At 66.7% G+C, this 16,198-nt stretch carries 14 protein-coding genes; 6 read left to right on the top strand and 8 right to left on the bottom strand.

Annotated elements, in window-relative coordinates:
- Position 1 precedes the first annotated feature (1 nt).
- The 5 genes from A5650_RS14215 to A5650_RS14195 all read right to left on the bottom strand — a co-directional run bounded on the left by A5650_RS14215 (position 2) and on the right by A5650_RS14195 (position 6,323).
- Positions 2 to 1,222: a CaiB/BaiF CoA transferase family protein gene (locus A5650_RS14215; protein ID WP_197501880.1), complete on the bottom strand. Its 1,221-nt coding sequence runs from the start codon at positions 1,220 to 1,222 to the stop codon at positions 2 to 4.
- 7 nt (positions 1,223 to 1,229) lie between these two features.
- Complete coding sequence (locus A5650_RS14210) at positions 1,230 to 2,177, bottom strand: SDR family NAD(P)-dependent oxidoreductase (RefSeq protein ID WP_067292314.1); 948 nt, start codon at positions 2,175 to 2,177, stop codon at positions 1,230 to 1,232.
- A 72-nt stretch (positions 2,178 to 2,249) separates the two neighbouring features.
- Complete coding sequence (locus A5650_RS14205; protein WP_067292310.1) at positions 2,250 to 4,094, bottom strand: flavin-containing monooxygenase; 1,845 nt, start codon at positions 4,092 to 4,094, stop codon at positions 2,250 to 2,252.
- Between the two features lie 3 nt (positions 4,095 to 4,097).
- Positions 4,098 to 5,468: an aromatic ring-hydroxylating oxygenase subunit alpha gene (locus A5650_RS14200; RefSeq protein ID WP_067292306.1), complete on the bottom strand. Its 1,371-nt coding sequence runs from the start codon at positions 5,466 to 5,468 to the stop codon at positions 4,098 to 4,100.
- 9 nt (positions 5,469 to 5,477) lie between these two features.
- A complete protein-coding gene (locus tag A5650_RS14195) occupies positions 5,478 to 6,323 on the bottom strand; it encodes an SDR family NAD(P)-dependent oxidoreductase (RefSeq protein ID WP_067292302.1) in 846 nt (281 codons plus the stop codon).
- Between the two features lie 139 nt (positions 6,324 to 6,462).
- On the opposite strand from A5650_RS14195, the gene A5650_RS14190 reads away from it, so the two are divergent.
- The 6 genes from A5650_RS14190 to A5650_RS14165 all read left to right on the top strand — a co-directional run bounded on the left by A5650_RS14190 (position 6,463) and on the right by A5650_RS14165 (position 12,964).
- Positions 6,463 to 8,070, top strand: coding sequence for a Vgb family protein (locus tag A5650_RS14190; protein WP_067292299.1), 1,608 nt, complete (start codon positions 6,463 to 6,465; stop codon positions 8,068 to 8,070).
- Positions 8,067 to 8,804, top strand: a complete 738-nt coding sequence (locus tag A5650_RS14185) for a GntR family transcriptional regulator (protein WP_067292295.1) — start codon at positions 8,067 to 8,069, stop codon at positions 8,802 to 8,804. The genes A5650_RS14190 and A5650_RS14185 overlap by 4 nt, the downstream gene beginning before the upstream one ends.
- 8 nt (positions 8,805 to 8,812) lie before the next feature.
- Positions 8,813 to 10,363 carry an AMP-binding protein gene (locus A5650_RS14180; RefSeq protein ID WP_067292292.1) on the top strand — a complete coding sequence of 517 codons (1,551 nt, stop codon included), beginning with the start codon at positions 8,813 to 8,815 and terminating at the stop codon, positions 10,361 to 10,363.
- Entirely contained in the window at positions 10,354 to 11,130 is a 777-nt protein-coding gene (locus A5650_RS14175; protein WP_067292289.1) for an SDR family NAD(P)-dependent oxidoreductase, read from the top strand. Before A5650_RS14180 ends, A5650_RS14175 begins: the two co-directional genes overlap by 10 nt.
- Positions 11,127 to 12,587, top strand: a complete 1,461-nt coding sequence (locus A5650_RS14170; RefSeq protein WP_067292539.1) for an acyl-CoA synthetase — start codon at positions 11,127 to 11,129, stop codon at positions 12,585 to 12,587. The genes A5650_RS14175 and A5650_RS14170 overlap by 4 nt, the downstream gene beginning before the upstream one ends.
- 89 nt (positions 12,588 to 12,676) lie before the next feature.
- Positions 12,677 to 12,964, top strand: a complete 288-nt coding sequence (locus A5650_RS14165; RefSeq protein WP_156744133.1) for a hypothetical protein — start codon at positions 12,677 to 12,679, stop codon at positions 12,962 to 12,964.
- 83 nt (positions 12,965 to 13,047) lie between these two features.
- Here the strand turns inward: A5650_RS14165 and A5650_RS14160 are convergent, their stop codons facing one another.
- Genes A5650_RS14160 through A5650_RS14150 form a run of 3 tightly spaced genes read right to left on the bottom strand, consistent with a single transcriptional unit; the run spans position 13,048 to position 16,189 of the window.
- Positions 13,048 to 13,494 (bottom strand): type II toxin-antitoxin system Rv0910 family toxin, encoded by a 447-nt coding sequence (locus A5650_RS14160; protein WP_067292283.1) that lies wholly within the window; start codon positions 13,492 to 13,494, stop codon positions 13,048 to 13,050.
- Positions 13,495 to 13,497: 3 nt separating this feature from the next.
- Positions 13,498 to 13,773 (bottom strand): antitoxin, encoded by a 276-nt coding sequence (locus A5650_RS14155; protein WP_067292279.1) that lies wholly within the window; start codon positions 13,771 to 13,773, stop codon positions 13,498 to 13,500.
- Between the two features lie 10 nt (positions 13,774 to 13,783).
- Positions 13,784 to 16,189, bottom strand: a complete 2,406-nt coding sequence (locus A5650_RS14150) for a cation-translocating P-type ATPase (protein WP_231992622.1) — start codon at positions 16,187 to 16,189, stop codon at positions 13,784 to 13,786.
- Positions 16,190 to 16,198 lie beyond the last annotated feature (9 nt).

The raw sequence follows: 16,198 nt of genomic DNA, 5'->3' as shown, positions 1-16,198 counted from the left end.
CTCACCCCAGCCCCGAAGCGCCGACGCCGCGGTTCTTGACGAGTTCGGCCCCGTTTCCGGCAGAAACCGCGGGCTCGGCGGAGTCGATGAGGCCGAGTTCGGCGAGACCGAGTTCCTGTAGAACGCTGTCGGTGTCGGCGCCCAGCGTCGGCGCTGGGCCAGCCACCTTGCCCGGGGTGCGAGAGAACCACGTCGGCACTCCGGGAAAGCGAACGGGTCCGTTGGCGGTCTCGACCGTCTCGAAAAGTCCGACCGCATTGAGGTGTTCGTTCTCGAACAGGGCATCGGGAGTGTTGAGAGCCGCGGCGGGAATTTCGAGTTCCCGGAACAGCTCCAGCCATTCGGCGGTGGTTCGCTCCGTCATCGTCTGGGCCAGCAGGCCGTACACGGCGTCGATGTTGTGCGCCCGTTGTTCGAGGGTGGCGTACGACTCGTTGTTCCACGCCGGACTCACCGCGTCGATGAATGCGTTCCAGTGCTTGTCGTTGTAGATCAGTGCGGCGATGTACCCGTCGCTGGTGCGGTACGGCCTGCGGTTCGGCGCTACCGTCCGCGGATACACGGCAGGGCCCAGAGGGGGGTCGAACATGGCGCCGTTGGCATGCTCGACCAGCATGAAGGAGGCCATCGTCTCGAACATGGCGACTTCGACCTCCTGCCCCTCCCCGGTGCGCTCCCGATGAAACAGCGCCATCGTCGTCGCGTAGAGGGCGGTCAGCCCGGCCACCTTGTCAGCCATGATCGTGCCGACGAAGTCGGCCTCACCGGTCAATTGTTGTTGTACAGCCGGCAATCCAGCCTCGGCCTGGATGGTGTCGTCGTAGGCGGGCCGGTCCCGGTCGGGTCCGCGACGGCCGTAGCCGTAGCAGTTGGTGTAGACGATCGCCGGATTGATGGCGGCGACGTCGCCGTAGCCGAAGCCCAGCTTGGCGATCGCCTTGGCCCGCATGGAATGGATGAACACGTCGGCCCGTTCGATGAGTGCCCGCATCACGGCTTTCCCGCGCTCGGTCTGCAGGTCGAGCACGACGCTGCGCTTACCGCGGTTGACGTTGACGAACACCCCGCTCATCCCGGATTCGGGACCGACGGAGATGAATCGGGTGTTATCGCCTTGGGGTGGCTCGACTTTGATCACGTCGGCACCCATGTCCGCCATGATCTGTGTGCAGTACGGCCCCATCACCATCGCGGTGAGGTCGACGACGCGCACGCCGGCCAGCGGGCCGCTAGGCATGGACACCACCTTTCTGCGCCATTGCGAAGCTGTACCTGATGTGGTCGCCGTGCCCGTCGGGGACCACCGGAAACACGACGGGTTCGGAGATGTCTCGGATCTCTGCGATGTGCGCGCCGACCTCCTCGATCGACCACGACGGCTGGTAGACCCCCGGCGTCTCCGCGATCACGGCACTCGCGATCCGGCCGGCCAACGCGATCAGCACTTCACCCGTGACCGAACAGGATTCGTGCGCCAACCATCCCACCGCGGGGGCGACCAGTTCGGCGCCCATCGGGGGGTAGGCGGACGTGTCGATACCCTCGGCCATCCGGGTCACCGCGGCGGGCACGATCACGTTGCTCGTCACCCCGTGCGCAGCGCCTTCCATCGCCGCGACGTTGGACAGCCCGACGACGCCGGCCTTCGCGACCGCGTAGTTGGCGACCTCGTGGTTGCCGTACAGGCCGCCGATCGACGACGTCAGCACGATGCGGCCGTAGCCGGCATCGCACATCGACGGAAACGCCGGGCGCACAACGTGGAACGCACCGCGTAGGTGAACGTCGAGCACCGCTTCGAAGTCCTCGTACGTCATCTCGGACAACGGCGCGCGACGCACGATCCCCGCGTTGTGGATGAGGATATCGATGCGCCCGTAGTGCTCGAGGGCGGAGTCGACGATCGCCTTGCCTCCGGCCGGGCTGGCTACGGAGTCGGTGTTCGCTACGGCTTGCCCGCCGGCGGCGATGATCTCTCGCACGACTTCCTCGGCCGGGCCGGCTGTTTCGGACGGCGGATGTACGGGGTCGTAGTCGTCGCCGGCGAGGCCGCCGCCCGGGTCGTTCACGACGACCTTGGCGCCGCGCTCCGCGAGGAGCATGGCGTATGAGCGGCCCAGTCCCCTGCCGCCGCCGGTGACGACCGCTACCCGGCCGTCGAAGCGCGACTCACCCATCCGCCGAGAGCACGCTTCCGTACGCGAACCGCGGGGCGAGGCGCGAACAACCGTGCGGTCGCGGTGTCGGGATCACGACCGCAGCTCCAGCCCGTCGAGGTCGCCCTTATCGCGCCACTCCTTCAGCAGGTCGCCGAACGCGTAGAAGCCCGGCCCGTAGGGCTCACCGAGGTGTGAGCGGATGCCCTCGCCACCTCCGCCGCCTTCGTTGTTGTAGTAGCCCGGCGTGCAGGACGCGTCGAAAGCCGAGTTGTCAACGGCGGTTTCACGGATGGTCTTGCACCAGTCCTCCTGGGCCTCGGACGTCGGCTCGACGACCGTCGCGCCCCGCTTCAATGCCTCGGCGACGATGTAGGCGATGTGCTCGCCCTGCAGTTCGTAGTTGGCCGCGATGTTGGCCGAGATGCCGACCTGGGTGAAGCCGGTGAAGAACTGGTTGGGGAAGCCGCGGCTCGTCATGCCGTGCAGGGTCTTGTAGCCGTCGTGCCAGTATTCGTAGAGAGACAGACCGTCACGGCCTTCGATCGCGTCGATCGAGTAGCGCCGGCTGATCTCCGTGGTGATCTCGAACCCGCTGGCGTAGATGATGCAGTCGACCTCATACTCCTGACCGTTGGCGACCAGGCCCTTTTCGGTGATCCGTTCCACGCCTTTTGATCCGGAGACGTCGACCAGCGTGACGTTCGGCCGATTGAAGGTGGGCAGGTAGTCGTCGTTGGACAGCGGGCGCTTGCAGAGGAACCGGTAGTACGGCTTGAGCGCTTCCGCGGTGTCCTGGTCCTCCACGAGTTCGGCGATCCGGCGGCGCAGCCGCTCCATGATCTTGTAGTCCTCTTCCTCGCGGATCGCCATGAACTGCTCGGGCGTCAACGAGGCCGGGTCCTCGAGCGACAGCACCCGCGCCGCGGTGTTGCGGCCGAGCTCGGTCCAGAAGTCGCACACCAGATCCGGCTGCCCCAACGCCATGCCCTCGAACGTCCACGCATGGAAGTTCCGCTGGCGCTCCTTCTGCCAACCGGGCCCCAGCGTCTTGACCCATTCGGGATCGGTGGGCGCGTTGTTTCGTGCGTCGACCGTCGACGGCGTGCGCTGGAACACGTAGAGGTGCTGTGCGTCTCGGGCCAGGAACGGCACGACCTGAATGCTGGTCGCGCCGGTGCCGATGATCGCGACGCGCTTGTCGGCGAGCTTGTCCATGCCGCCGGTGTAGTCCCCGCCGGTGTAGTCGTAGTCCCATCGCGACGAGTGGAAACTGTGCCCCGTGAAGTCCTTCATGCCCGGGATCCCCGGAAGCTTGGGCCGGTGGAACGGCCCGGATGCCAGCACCACGAACCGCGCGCGGATGTCGTCTCCGCGGTTGGTGGCCAGTCGCCAGCGTTTGATGTCCTCGTCCCATCGCATGTCGCGGACCTGGGTGGAGAAGATCGCCGAGTCGTAGAGCCCGAAGTGCTTGCCGATCCGCCTGCAGTGCTCGTAGATCTCGGGCCCGTCGGCGAACTTCTTGCTCGGGATGTAGTCGAGCTCCTCCAGAAGCGGTATGTAGCAGTATGACTCGTTGTCGCATTGGATGCCCGGATAGCGGTTCCAGTACCAAACGCCGCCGAAGTCGCCGCCCAGCTCGATGATGCGGACGTCTTCGACACCGGCCTTCTTCAGGTGCGCCGCCGACAGCAGACCCCCGAACCCGCCGCCGAGCACCGCGACGTCGATGTCCTCGACGATCGGGTCACGCGGCGCGACGGGGGTGTAGGGGTCGACCTCGTAGTAGCCGGCGAAGTCGTCGGACAACTCGACATACTGCTTGGAGCCCTCGGGACGAAGCCTTTTCGCCCGCTCCTGGGCGTACTTCTCCCGCAGCGCGTCGATGTCGATGTCGTCGGGCGTCTGCGTGGGCCCGCAGGTGTCGAACATTGTCATTGCTCAGAGCTCTTTCGGTTCGCCGGTGCCCATGTACTTGGACAGTTGATAGTGCAGGTTCACGGTGCTGCGTTCGCGGTACGGGTTGGGTCTGGTGCCGGGGAAGCCGAGCGACTTCATGCCCTGCTGCACCGCTGCCATGTTCGAGAAGTCCTGGGGCAGCACCGAAAGCCAGTTCGGACTGTCCTTGGGCGTGTACTCCCATTCCGTCTGCGGCTCCTGGCCCTTCGGGAACAGTTCCAACGTGGCCACCTCGAAGATGCACTTGTTCGGGTCATAGCTCGGATGCGGCTTGGCGCCGTAGCACAGCGCGGTCGTCAACCCCTGTCCGACTTGGAAGTTCGGGAAGATCTGCCAGGCCGTGCCCGCCTGACCGAGGATGTCGGGCGGGATGGTGGGCCAGATGACGCCGCGGGCCTCGTCGTCGCGCCTGGCCGACGCCAGCCAGTGCTCGAGCACCTTGTCGGGAGGTGTGCCCTCGGGTAGTTCGTCGACCAGCCGCTTGGCAGCGTTCACCAGCGTCTCGGTGGTGGTCGCGTTGGTCTGCTCCCAGGTGTACATCTGCATCTCGGCGGTGGAGACCCGCGGGTCGTCGCCGATGCCCAGCCGAATCTTGGACTTGGTGGCCTCCATGTCCTTCGGCGCGTCGTACCCGATGTTGCTGTGCTTGCCTTGCACCTTGGCCCAGCCCTTGAACTCGCCGAACTTGTTGAACTCCGGGTGGGTGGTGAACACGTGGTAGGTCTCGTTGAAGGCCTCCAGCGCGACCTTCCAATTGCAGTCGAAGTACAGCCATTTGCGCCACTTGTAGCGCATGTTCTCCAGCCCGAACGGGTCGAGGATCTTGGCGGCCGGAAACAGGTAGTCGGCCAGCGGCTCGCAGTCGGGATCCATGTTGATGAACAGCCAACCGCCCCACGTGTCGACCTGCACGGGCGCGAGGTGGGTGTTCTGCTGGGTGAGCGCGCCGTTCCAGTCGTCCTGTTCGCGAATGTGAGTGCAGGCGCCGTCGAGACCGTATGTCCACCCGTGGAATCCGCAGACGAACGACTTGCGGGCGCGACCACACGCGTTCTTCTCGCCATCCGGTGTGTCGACGAGACGGCGGCCGCGGTGCATGCACACGTTGTGGTGGGCCCGAAACTCGTCGGGTCCGGTACGCACCACGATGATCGAATCGTCGAGAACGTCGTAGGTCAGGTAGCTACCGGCCTCCGGAAGCTCTTCAACGCGTCCGACCTGCTGCCAGACCTTGCGCCACAGCTTGTCCCGCTCGGCGCGCGCATACTCCTCAGAGACGTAGGCCTCGACAGGGATCGTCATCGGCTCGCAGAGTTCTTCTGGCGCTTCGACTCTGGGCTGGGTCTCGGTCATCTCAACTCCTTAGAACCGACTGATCTCTGCGCGGAAGGTTTCGTCTTTCAAGAACAGCGACGTGTTGTCGGCGCCGAGGTGTGTCCACTTCAGGTTGAGCCCACCGTCGACGAGCAACGCCTGTCCGGTGATGTAGCTCGAGAGGTCCGACAGCAGGAACAGGATCGCGCCCGCCTGCTCTTCGGGGCGGCCGCGCCTACCCATCGCGATCGCGCGCCGATCCCGGTCGGGGTCGACGTCGACGTAGGTGCGCGACGCGGCGGTCTCGGTCACCCCCGGCGCCACCGCGTTGACGCGGATGTTGTCGATCGCCAATTCGGCGGCCATGGTGCGCGTCATCGCGACCACCGCCGCCTTCGCCGTGCCGTACGCGATGTGGAACGGTGCGGTGTTCATCCCGCTGATCGACGACACCGAGACGATCGATCCGGGATTGCCGCCGGTGCGGATCTCTGCCGCGACGGCCTGGCTCATGAAGAACGCGGTCTCGAGGTTGGCGGTGAACAGCGCCCGCCAGTCCTCCCGCGTCACCCGCGTGGACGGCATCCAGGTCGCCGGCGCCGCGCCGCCGGCGATGTTCACCAACCCGTACAGGTCCCCGTCGGTCCGGCGGACCTGATCCATGACCGCGGCGATGCCGTCGTCGGTGGAAGCGTCGGCAGAGACCGGAACGACCGGCAGGCCCGCATCGACCAGAGGCCCGACGTGCTTGTCGAGGTTCTCCTTCGACCGGCTGACGGCCACCACCGTCGCACCCGCCTCGGCGGCCATCCGGGTCACGGTGGTGCCGATCCCGCCACCGCCGGCACCCGATACCACCACAACGCGGCCGTCCAGCCTCAACAGGTCGCCCATTGTTATTTGTCCGGACAACGAATACTGCTCTCCATGTTGCAGAACACTATTCCCCAGCGCGAATCAAGCCGTCAAGGCCCGCATGGCTTCTTTCGCGGCCTATTGTCTGGACTAAGCGAGCTTGCTAACGTGCCAGGTCATGACGCGATCGGCGACGGGGTCCTTGCAGCAGTCTCGCTATCCGGGTGGCAGCCCGACGGCAGCGCAGGGGTGGCGCGTCGAGCGGATCACCGCACCGAGCCGCCTGTTCGGCGCGAACGGTCTGCGCACCGGCCCGGACAGCCGCGTCTACGTCGCCCAGGTGACGGGCAGCCAGATCAGCGCGCTCGATCTGGGCACGGGAAACCTGGAGACGGTCAGCGCCAAGGGCGGCGACATCATCGCCCCCGACGATGTCGCGTTCGACGGTGACGGCAACCTTTTCGCCACCGAGGTGATGGACGGGCGGGTCAGCGTGCGTGACGCCTCGGGCCGCACGCGGGTGCTGCGCGACGACCTGCCGTGCGCAAACGGCATCACCGTGCATCAGGATCGCCTGTTCATCAACGAGTGCCGCGACGGCGGACGGCTGATGGAACTCGACCGTGCCACCGGCGCGGAGCGGATTCTGCTCGAGAACCTGCCGTCGCCGAACGCCATGGAGGTGGGCCCGGACGGCCTCCTCTACTACCCGTTGATGACGGCCAATGAGATCTGGCGCATCGACCCCGCGGGCGGCGAACCGCAACGGGTGGCCGCCGACCTGGGTGTTCCCGACGCCGTGAAGTTCGATGCGCAGGGCAATCTGGTCTCGACGCAGGTGGCCAGCGGGCAGGTACTGAGGATCGACCCGCGCAGCGGCGAGAAAACGCTTCTGGCCCAGCTCAACCCGGGTTTGGACAACCTGACGTTCGTCGGGGACCGGTTGTTCGTCTCGAACTTCACCGGTGAGATCACCGAGATCGTGGGCGTCGGCGAGACCCGCACTCTGCTCGGCGGCGGTTTGAACTGGCCGCTCGATCTTGCGGTCGGTGAGGACGGCCGGCTCTACGTCGCCGACGGCACCTACTTCTACACCGTCGGCGACGACGGATCGCTGCAGACGGTCGGGATGCTGTTCTCCCCCGGCTATCCCGGTTTCCTGCGCGGCCTGGCGCCCGTCGCCGGCGGTGCGTTCGTGGTCGCCACCTCGGGTGGCCAGATCGCGCGCTACCGTCCGGCCGACGGCGAGACCGATTATCTGGCAGACGGTTTCGACCAGCTCTACGGTGTGGCGGCCGGGCCGGGCGAGCGGATCGTGTTCACCGAACTCGGCACAGGACGGGCGCACGCGCTGGGCTCGGGCGGCACCGAGGTGCTGGCGACGGATCTGCGGGACCCCGTCGGCGTGGTGTTCGACGACGACGGCCGCGTGTTGGTCGCCGAGTCCGGAGCGGGGCGCGTGGTCGCGGTCGGCGGCGGGACGGAGACAGTGGTCGACGGCTTGCAGAAGCCGCAGGGCGTCGCGATCGCCGAGGGTGTGCTCTACATCGTCGACGCGGGCGCCAAGGAGGTCGTCGCGGTGGACCTGGCCGGCGGCGAGCGCACCACCATCGCATCCGATCTGCCGGTCGGTCCCCCACCGGGCGTGGAACCCAAGCCGCTCAAGGGAATGCCGCCGTTCTCCGGGCCGCAGGGACCGTTCGCGGGTATCACCGTCGGCCGCGACGGCACGCTGTATGTGTCGGCCGACGGTGAGGGCAGCGTGCTGGCGCTGCGACGAACATGACCGTCAGCCCCACCGACCATCGCTACCTGCAGGTGGCGCGGACCCTGCGCAAGGAGATCGTCGACGGGATCTATCCCGTCGGCTCGCAGTTGCCCACCGAACAGCAGCTGTGCGAACGCTTCGCGGTCAGCCGCTACACCGTGCGCGAGGCGCTGCGCCGGCTGCGGGAGGACAACCTGATCGCGTCGCGACCGCGGGCGGGCACGCTGGTGGTCCCCCGCCCGGCATCGAATTCCTATGCCCAGGACGTGGTCTCGATCGACGACCTGCTGGCGTTCGCCGCAGGGGCACAGCTGACGATCGAGTCCAACGCGATGGTCACCGTCGACGACGAGCTGGCGGACCGCACCGGGTTGCAGGCCGGTTCGCAGTGGCTCGCGGTCCGCGGTTGTCGGCAGGCCGAGGGCAGCGACACGCCCGTCTGCACGACCGAGTACTACATCAACCGGGCGTTCGCGGCGGTCGGCCGTCTACTGCAACGGCATTCGGGGCCGATCTTCCCGCTCATCGAGGACCTGTTCGGGGTCAGCGTCGTCGAGGTGCATCAGGAGATGGCGGCCATCACCGTGACGCCGGAACTCGCCGGCGCGCTGAAGGTCGAGGCGGGCAGCGCCGCCCTGGAGATGCGCCGCACCTACACCACCTCCGACGGGGAGGTCGCACAGGTGACCGTCAACACCCATCCGTCGTCGCGGTACCGGCATTCGATGACCATGCGCCGGATCAAGGGTTAGGCCTACCCGTGCGTGTCGACGAGAAGCGCAGCGCTGACGCCTATCGGCGAGGGCTGTGGGTGCACGACACGCTGGCCGACGCGCTGCGCGATGCGGCCACCTCGACACCCGACCGAACCGTATTGGTGGACGGCGACGTTCGGGTCAGCTGCCGGGAACTTCACGACCGGGCGCTCACGCTGGCGCAGGTGTTGATGTCGCGGATGCCTGCCGGAAGCGTGGTGTCGTTCATGCTGCCGAACTGGCAGGAGGCCGCGGTCGTCTACTACGCGGCGACGTTGGCAGGCATGGTGGTCAACCCGATCCTGCCTTCGCTGCGCGATCACGAACTGTCGTTCATCCTGCGCGACGCCGACGTCCGTGCGATCTTCGTGCCATCGGGCTTCAACAAGCACGACTACGTCGCGATGCTCGACCGGGTCACCGGTGCGATGGCCGCCCCGCCGGAGGTCATCGTGGTGCGTGGGGGCGCGGGTCAGCACACCCCGTACGAGTCGCTGTTCGGCGGTGAGGGACCGGGCGTGCTGCCGGTGCTGAATGCCGACACGGTGCGCATGATCCTCTACACGTCGGGGACCACGGGCCGGCCGAAAGGCGTCCTGCACACGCACAATTCGATCCATGCCCTGATCGGTCAGATCGGAGAGCACTGGCGCATCGAGGCCGGAGACACCTTCCTGGTGCCGTCCCCGATCGCGCACATCGGCGGTTCGATCTACGCATTCGAGTGTCCCCTCCTGCTCGGAAGCACCGCCGTGCTGATGCAGCGTTGGGACCCGGACGCGGCAGTGGCGCTGATGCTCGACGAGCGGGTCACGCACATGGCGGGGGCCACACCGTTTCTCGACGGACTGCTCTTCGCGGCCGAGCGCGCCGCCACGCGGTTACCCGAGTTGAAGGTGTTCATCTGCGGGGGCGCATCGGTACCGCCGTCGCTGATCCGCAGCGCCACCGCCTATTTCGACAAGGCGGCGGTGTCGCGGGTGTACGGGTCGACCGAGGTTCCGGTGACCACCGTGGGCTCACTGGACAACACCGAGCACGCGGCGGACACCGACGGCAGACCGGGCATCGCCGACGTCAAACTGGTCGACGGCGAGATCCGCGCCCGAGGACCGCAGATGCTCGTCGGCTACCTGCATCCCGACGACGAGACCGCCGCCTTCGACGACGAGGGTTACTTCCGCACCGGTGATCTCGGCCGGTGGGTCGACGACGGCTTCCTGGTCGTGACCGGTCGCGCGAAGGACATCATCATCCGCAACGGCGAGAACATCTCCCCCAAGGAGATCGAGGACATCCTCATCGGGCATCCGGGCATCGCGGAGATCGCGGTCGTCGGCGTACCGGATGAGCGCACCGGTGAGCGGGCGTGCGCCGTCGTCGTCGCCACCGACCGGCCACCTCCCGACGTGGCGGACATGCGGGCCCTGCTCGAGGAGCACGGTGTGGCGCGGTTCAAAGCGCCTGAGCAGGTGGTGGTTTGGGAGGCGTTGCCGAAGAACGACGCCGGGAAAGTGTTGAAGCATCGGATACGAGCGGAGCTGGAATGCAGGTAGCGATCGTGACCGGGGCAAGCAGCGGTATCGGCTTCGGATGTGCGACCAAGCTGGCCGAGGCCGGCATGGCCGTGCTGGGTACCGGCCGCGACGAAAGCCGGCTTGCCGAGCTGGAGCAGGCCGTCGGTGACGCCGACCGTATTGCCACCGTCGCTGTCGACCTGACCGCCGACGATGCACCGCAGCGGATCGTGCAGGCGGCGCTCGACCGGTGGGGGCACATCGACTTCCTGGTGAACAACGCCGGGGTGGGCAGCCCGAAGCCGTTGCACGAGACCGACGACGAGTCCCTCGACTACTTTCTGGGACTGATGCTGCGGGCGCCGTTCCGGCTGGCTCGCGACGTGATCGTGCATATGGGGGCGGGGTCCGGGATCGTCAACGTGACGTCGACTTTCGCCGTCGTCGGCGGTTTGCGTGGTGGTGCGTACTCCGCGGCCAAGGGCGGGTTGACCTCGCTTACGCAGCACATCGCGTGTCAGTACGGACCTCAGGGAATCCGTTGCAACGCAGTGGCTCCCGGGGTCACCCTGACACCGATGGTGTCCACACGCCTCGAAGACGAGCGGTTCCGCAAGATCAACACGGAGATGACACCGTACCCGCGACTCGGCGAGGTGAACGACATCGCCAGCACCGTGGCGTTCCTGTGTTCGGACGGCGCGAGTTTCATCAACGGGCAGACGATTGTGGTCGACGGCGGGTGGAGTTCGACGAAATATCTGTCGGACTTCGCGCTGAACTCCGAATGGGTGGCGCGGCAGTGAACCTGTTTTCCCTGCTCGATCAGGCCGCGAGCCGTTTCGGTGACCGCGGCGCGGTGTATCACGGTGAGCGGCAACATCAGACGTGGACGCAGCTGCGTGCGCGGTCCCTGCGCTTGGGCGCGTCGCTGCGCGATCGTGGCGCGAGGATTGCGGTCGCCAGCGAGAACTGCCCGCAGATCATCGAGCTGATGTTCGGGGTGTGGGCGGCCGAATGTGTTTATGTGCCCATCAATTACAAGCTGCACCCGCGTGAGATGGTGCAGATTCTCGAGGATTCCGGCGCCACACAGGTGTTCGCCTCGCCGAAGATCGCCGCGACCCTCGGGCCCGAGACCGAGGTTCCGATCGCGGTCATCGGGAGCGACGGCTACGACGAGTGGTTCACCGCAGAGCCGTCACCGCCGCCCACCACCGATCCCGAAACGCTGGCGTGGCTGTTCTACACCAGCGGGACGACCGGCAAATCCAAGGGCGCGATGCTGTCGCACCGCAATCTGTTGGCGATGACGGTGTCACACCTGGCCGACTTCGATTCACCCGACGAGAACTGCACGCTTGTGCACGGCGCTCCGATGTCACACGGCTCGGGCCTCTACATCCCGCCGTACGTGCTGCGCGCGGCGCGCCAGGTGATCCCGGAGTCGGGGGCGTTTGAGGCCGACGAGTTCCTCGACCTGTGCGAGCGCCATCCCGGGTGCAGCGCGTTCCTGGCGCCGACGATGGTGCAACGCCTGGTGCAGACCGGCCGCGCATGCCCTCACAACCTGCGCACCATTGTCTACGGCGGCGGCCCGATGTACGTCGAGAGCCTGAAGACGGCGATGGCCGCGTTCGGGTCTGTCTTCGTGCAGCTGTACGGCCAGGGCGAGGCGCCGATGACGATCACCGGATTGCGTCGTGCGGACCACGCCGCAGCGGACGACGCCGTGCTCGGGTCGGTGGGCTATGCACGGTCGGGGGTGGACGTGGCAGTGCTGCGCGCCGACGGGACGCCCGCGAACGTCGGCGAGATCGGTGAGATCGTCTGCCGCGGCGACGTCGTCATGTCGGGTTACTGGCAGAACCCCGACGCGACCGTCGCGACGCTGCAGGACGGTTGGTTGCACACCGGTGACATGGGCTCGTTCGACGACCGCGGCTACCTCACGCTGCGCGACAGGTCCAAGGATGTGGTCATCAGCGGCGGCAGCAACATCTATCCGCGCGAGGTCGAGGAGGTGCTGCTCGAGCATCCGGCGGTGGTCGAGGCCGGTGTCGTCGGCGCACCCGATGAAGAGTGGGGTGAGGTCGTGGTCGCGTTCATCGTCGGGTCGGTGTCGCCTGAGGAGCTGGATGCGCATCTGCTCGAGCGCATCGCCCGGTTCAAGCGCCCGAAGCGCTACGAGTTCATCGACGAACTGCCGAAGAACAGCTATGGCAAGGTGCTCAAGCGGGAGTTGCGCGACCGGTTGCGCTGAGCGCTGTGCGCACGATCACAAGAGACCGTCGGTTTGGAGCCGGATTCGCAGGGGTACAAAGCGCTCTGCTACCTGCGAGAAGGAAATCGATGACCGAGCACATGCTGACCACCGGCAGTTCGCCCGCCTCCGACTGGCTGGCGACGTCGGCGTTGTTCTTGCATGCGGGCGCGTTGTTGGCCTCCACGGCCTGCCTGGCCGCTTTCCTCGTCGGTCAGTCGACGATCGCCATCGTGGCCGGTGTGCTCGCGGTGCTGCACCTCGTCGGCGCCCGGGCCAGCCTCGTCCTCGACGGCAGCCTCGAAAAGCGTCGGCAAGGCCACGACCCCTCCGTGAGCCCGCTGGGCGAATACGCCTTGGCCGGCGGCTCGCTCTGACGCGCGCCCCTTCCCCGGCGAGCAGACATAGAACTGCCTGAAATCGCGCGAAATGCGTCAGGTACGCGTCTGCTCGCGAGTGGTCAGGCCGGGGCGAAAATCGACTTGAACCGGTTCAGGGACTCCTGGATGTCGCCCTTGAGCGCTCCGGCGACAACCATCCCGATGGGACCGAACAGCGCGGGACCGCCGAGATGGACGTCAAACGTAACGGTCGATCCGGCGGCATCCTTCTCGGCGGGCTTCACCTTGCCGATCAGTTTCACCTTGACGCCGCCCTTGCCGTCGCCGTTGAGCGTCATCGCCTCCGGCGGACGGTAGTGCACGATCGTCCACTTGATCCGGTTCGGCATGCCCTTGACCTCGACGATCGACTCCAGCGTGGTGCCCTTTTCCAGCGTCTGAGGCAGCTTGCTGCGCCACACCCGGTGCATGCTCAACCACTCCTTGTAGCGGGCGAGGTCGGATGCGCACGACCACGCCTGCTCCGGCGGCAGGGGTACGTCGACGGATACGGAGAGTTTGGCCATGTCTCAGGGCTGCTGGGGCGGCTGCGGCGGAGCCTGGGGCGGCTGCGGCTGCGCCGGCTGCGGCGGCTGCTGCGGCTGCTGCGGCTGCGGCGGGGCGCTCTGCGCGGACGGGTTGTCCTTGTTCACGTAGTTGCGCGCAGCGTCTTGAGCCTTGTCGACGTGCTGGGCGTATTTGCCCTGCGTCTTCTTGTCGACCATGTCACCGGCCTTGTCGATCGCGGTGTCCACCTTGTCGGCGTTTTTGGCCAGCAGATTCTTCACCTTGTCGAGGAATGCCATGGGCCCAACCCTACTCGGAACGCCACAGCCGCCGGCGCTCTCCCAACACCGCTCCCTGCACCCACCAGATCACCTCGATCGCGGCGGCGGCGACCACTCCGATGCCCATGGCGATCAGAGTCGTCTTGACGTTCGAGATGTCGAGCATGAACAGCTTCTGAGCCAGCGGCAGCGAGAAGATCACCACGTAGGCCAGGCCCGACACCGCGACCAGCGCCACGCGCCACCACTGGTACGGCCGCGCCACGACCGCGAGCACCCAGATCGCCCCGACCAGCAGCGTGATGAGCGCAGCGGTCGACGCCTGAGTCTGCTCGACGGGTGTGGCCTCGCGACCCTGATAGGCGGCCAGGTACGAGATGAACGTCGCGACGCCGATGACCAGACCCGACGGCAGGGCCGCGGTCATCACCCGGCGCACGAAACCCGGATGCGCGCGTTCTTTGTTCGGCGCCAGCGACAGGATGAACGCCGGGATGCCGATGGTGAACCACGCCGCGATTGTGACGTGGATGGGCTGGAACGGGAACAGCAACGGGTCGGTGCCGAAGATCTTCGACGCCAATCCGGCCAGGCCGACGAACGTCGCCAACAGCACCGAGTAGACGGTCTTGGTGAGGAACAGGTTCGAGACGCGTTCGATGTTGCCGATCACCCGCCGGCCCTCGCCGACCACGTACGGCAGCGTCGCGAACTTGTTGTCCAGCAACACGATCTGCGCCACCGCGCGCGACGCCGAGCTGCCCGAGCCCATCGCCACGCCGATGTCGGCGTCCTTGAGCGCGAGCACGTCGTTGACGCCGTCGCCGGTCATCGCGACCGTGTGCCCGCGCGACTGCAGGGCGTGCACCATCGCGCGCTTCTGGTCGGGGCGCACGCGGCCGAACGTTGTGTGCGTTTCGAGCGCGTCGGCCAGCTCGTCGGTGGTCTCCGGCAGGTTCCTGGCATCCATGCACTCGCCGTGCAGGCCCAGCGACCCCGCGACGGCCCCCACGGATACCGCGTTGTCGCCGGAGATCACCTTGATCGAGACCTTCTGGGAGGCAAAGTAATCGAGGGTGTCACGGGCGTCAGGCCGGACGCGCTGCTCGAGCACGACCAGCGCGGCGGGGGTGACGCAGCCGGGGGCGTCGGGGTGATCGACGGGCATGTCGCTGGACCCGAGCAGCAGCACCCGTAGTCCGGACGAGCCGATCTGTTCGGCCTGGTCCGCGATCGGCGAGCCCGGTTCGCACAGGACGTCGGGCGCGCCGATCACCCAGTTGCCGTGCTCACCGTAGGAGGCACCGCTCCACTTGGTGGCGGATTTGAACGGCGCGACGGCCGTGGCCGTCCAACCGGGCGGCATCTTGTACGCCTCGGCGATGGCCTGCATGCTCGCGTTGGGCCGGGCGTCGTCGGCGGCCAGCTGCGCCAGGATGTTTCCGACGTTCCCCAGCTCGCGCGTGGGCCCAGCCTCGTCGAGCGGCTCGAGATCGGAGACTTGCATACCGTTTTCGGTAAGGGTGCCGGTCTTGTCGGCGCACACGACGTCGACACGGGCAAGGCCTTCGATCGCGGGCAGTTCGTTGACCAGACACTGCCTGCGGCCCAGCCGGATCACGCCGACCGCGAACGCGATCGACGTCATCAGGACCAGCCCTTCGGGCACCATCGGCACCAGCGCGCCGACCATCGCCAGCACCGATCGCCGCCAACCGGATTCGGTGGTGAACAGCTGGGTGTAGATGGTCAGCAGCCCGGCGGGAATCAACAGGTATGTGATGAACTGCAGGATCTTGTTGATGCCGGTGCGCAGTTCGGAGTTCACGAGCGTGAACTTGCTCGCCTCTTCCGCGAGCTTGGCCGCGTACGCTTCCCGCCCGACCTTCGTGGCGCGGTAGGCGCCCGAGCCGGCGACGACGAAGCTGCCGGACATCACCTGATCTCCGGCGTCTTTCGCAATCGGATCGGCTTCTCCGGTCAGCAGCGACTCATCGACCTCTAGGTTGACCTCCTCGACGACCTCGCCGTCGACCACGATCTGGTCGCCGGGTCCGAGTTCGATGATGTCGTCGAGGACGATCTCGTTGGGGCTCAGCTGCTGTACGGCCGATCCGGTCGCGGTTTGCCTGCGCACCAACGGTTTCGCCTGACCGACGATCGCAAGTTTGTCGAGCGTGCGCTTGGCGCGCAGCTCCTGGATGATGCCGATTCCGCTGTTGGCGATGATCAGCAACCCGAAGGCGCCGTTGATCACCGACCCGGTGGAGAGCACGATGATCAGCAGGACGCCGAGGATCGCGTTGATGCGGGTGAACACGTTGGCCCGCACGATGTCGGAGACGCTGCGCGCCGCCCGCGTCGGGACGTCGTTGGTCCTGCCATCTGCAATGCGTTGCGCGACCTCGACTTCGGTGAGCCCGGCGACCTGCACTTCGGGTGC

Source organism: Mycobacterium sp. 1164985.4 (assembly GCF_001668575.1).
GTDB lineage: Bacteria > Actinomycetota > Actinomycetes > Mycobacteriales > Mycobacteriaceae > Mycobacterium.
Note: the sequence above shows the minus strand (reverse complement) of the source record. Positions and strands in the feature narration are given on the sequence as shown.

Coding starts and splice junctions, on each gene's coding strand:
- A5650_RS14195 (WP_067292302.1), bottom strand. CDS start 6,323: ATGGGCGACCTGTTGAGGCTGGACGGCCGCGTTGTGGTGGTATCGGGT.
- A5650_RS14165 (WP_156744133.1), top strand. CDS start 12,677: ATGACCGAGCACATGCTGACCACCGGCAGTTCGCCCGCCTCCGACTGG.
- A5650_RS14205 (WP_067292310.1), bottom strand. CDS start 4,094: ATGACAATGTTCGACACCTGCGGGCCCACGCAGACGCCCGACGACATC.
- A5650_RS14155 (WP_067292279.1), bottom strand. CDS start 13,773: ATGGCATTCCTCGACAAGGTGAAGAATCTGCTGGCCAAAAACGCCGAC.
- A5650_RS14160 (WP_067292283.1), bottom strand. CDS start 13,494: ATGGCCAAACTCTCCGTATCCGTCGACGTACCCCTGCCGCCGGAGCAG.
- A5650_RS14190 (WP_067292299.1), top strand. CDS start 6,463: ATGACGCGATCGGCGACGGGGTCCTTGCAGCAGTCTCGCTATCCGGGT.
- A5650_RS14210 (WP_067292314.1), bottom strand. CDS start 2,177: ATGGGTGAGTCGCGCTTCGACGGCCGGGTAGCGGTCGTCACCGGCGGC.
- A5650_RS14200 (WP_067292306.1), bottom strand. CDS start 5,468: ATGACCGAGACCCAGCCCAGAGTCGAAGCGCCAGAAGAACTCTGCGAG.
- A5650_RS14185 (WP_067292295.1), top strand. CDS start 8,067: ATGACCGTCAGCCCCACCGACCATCGCTACCTGCAGGTGGCGCGGACC.
- A5650_RS14175 (WP_067292289.1), top strand. CDS start 10,354: ATGCAGGTAGCGATCGTGACCGGGGCAAGCAGCGGTATCGGCTTCGGA.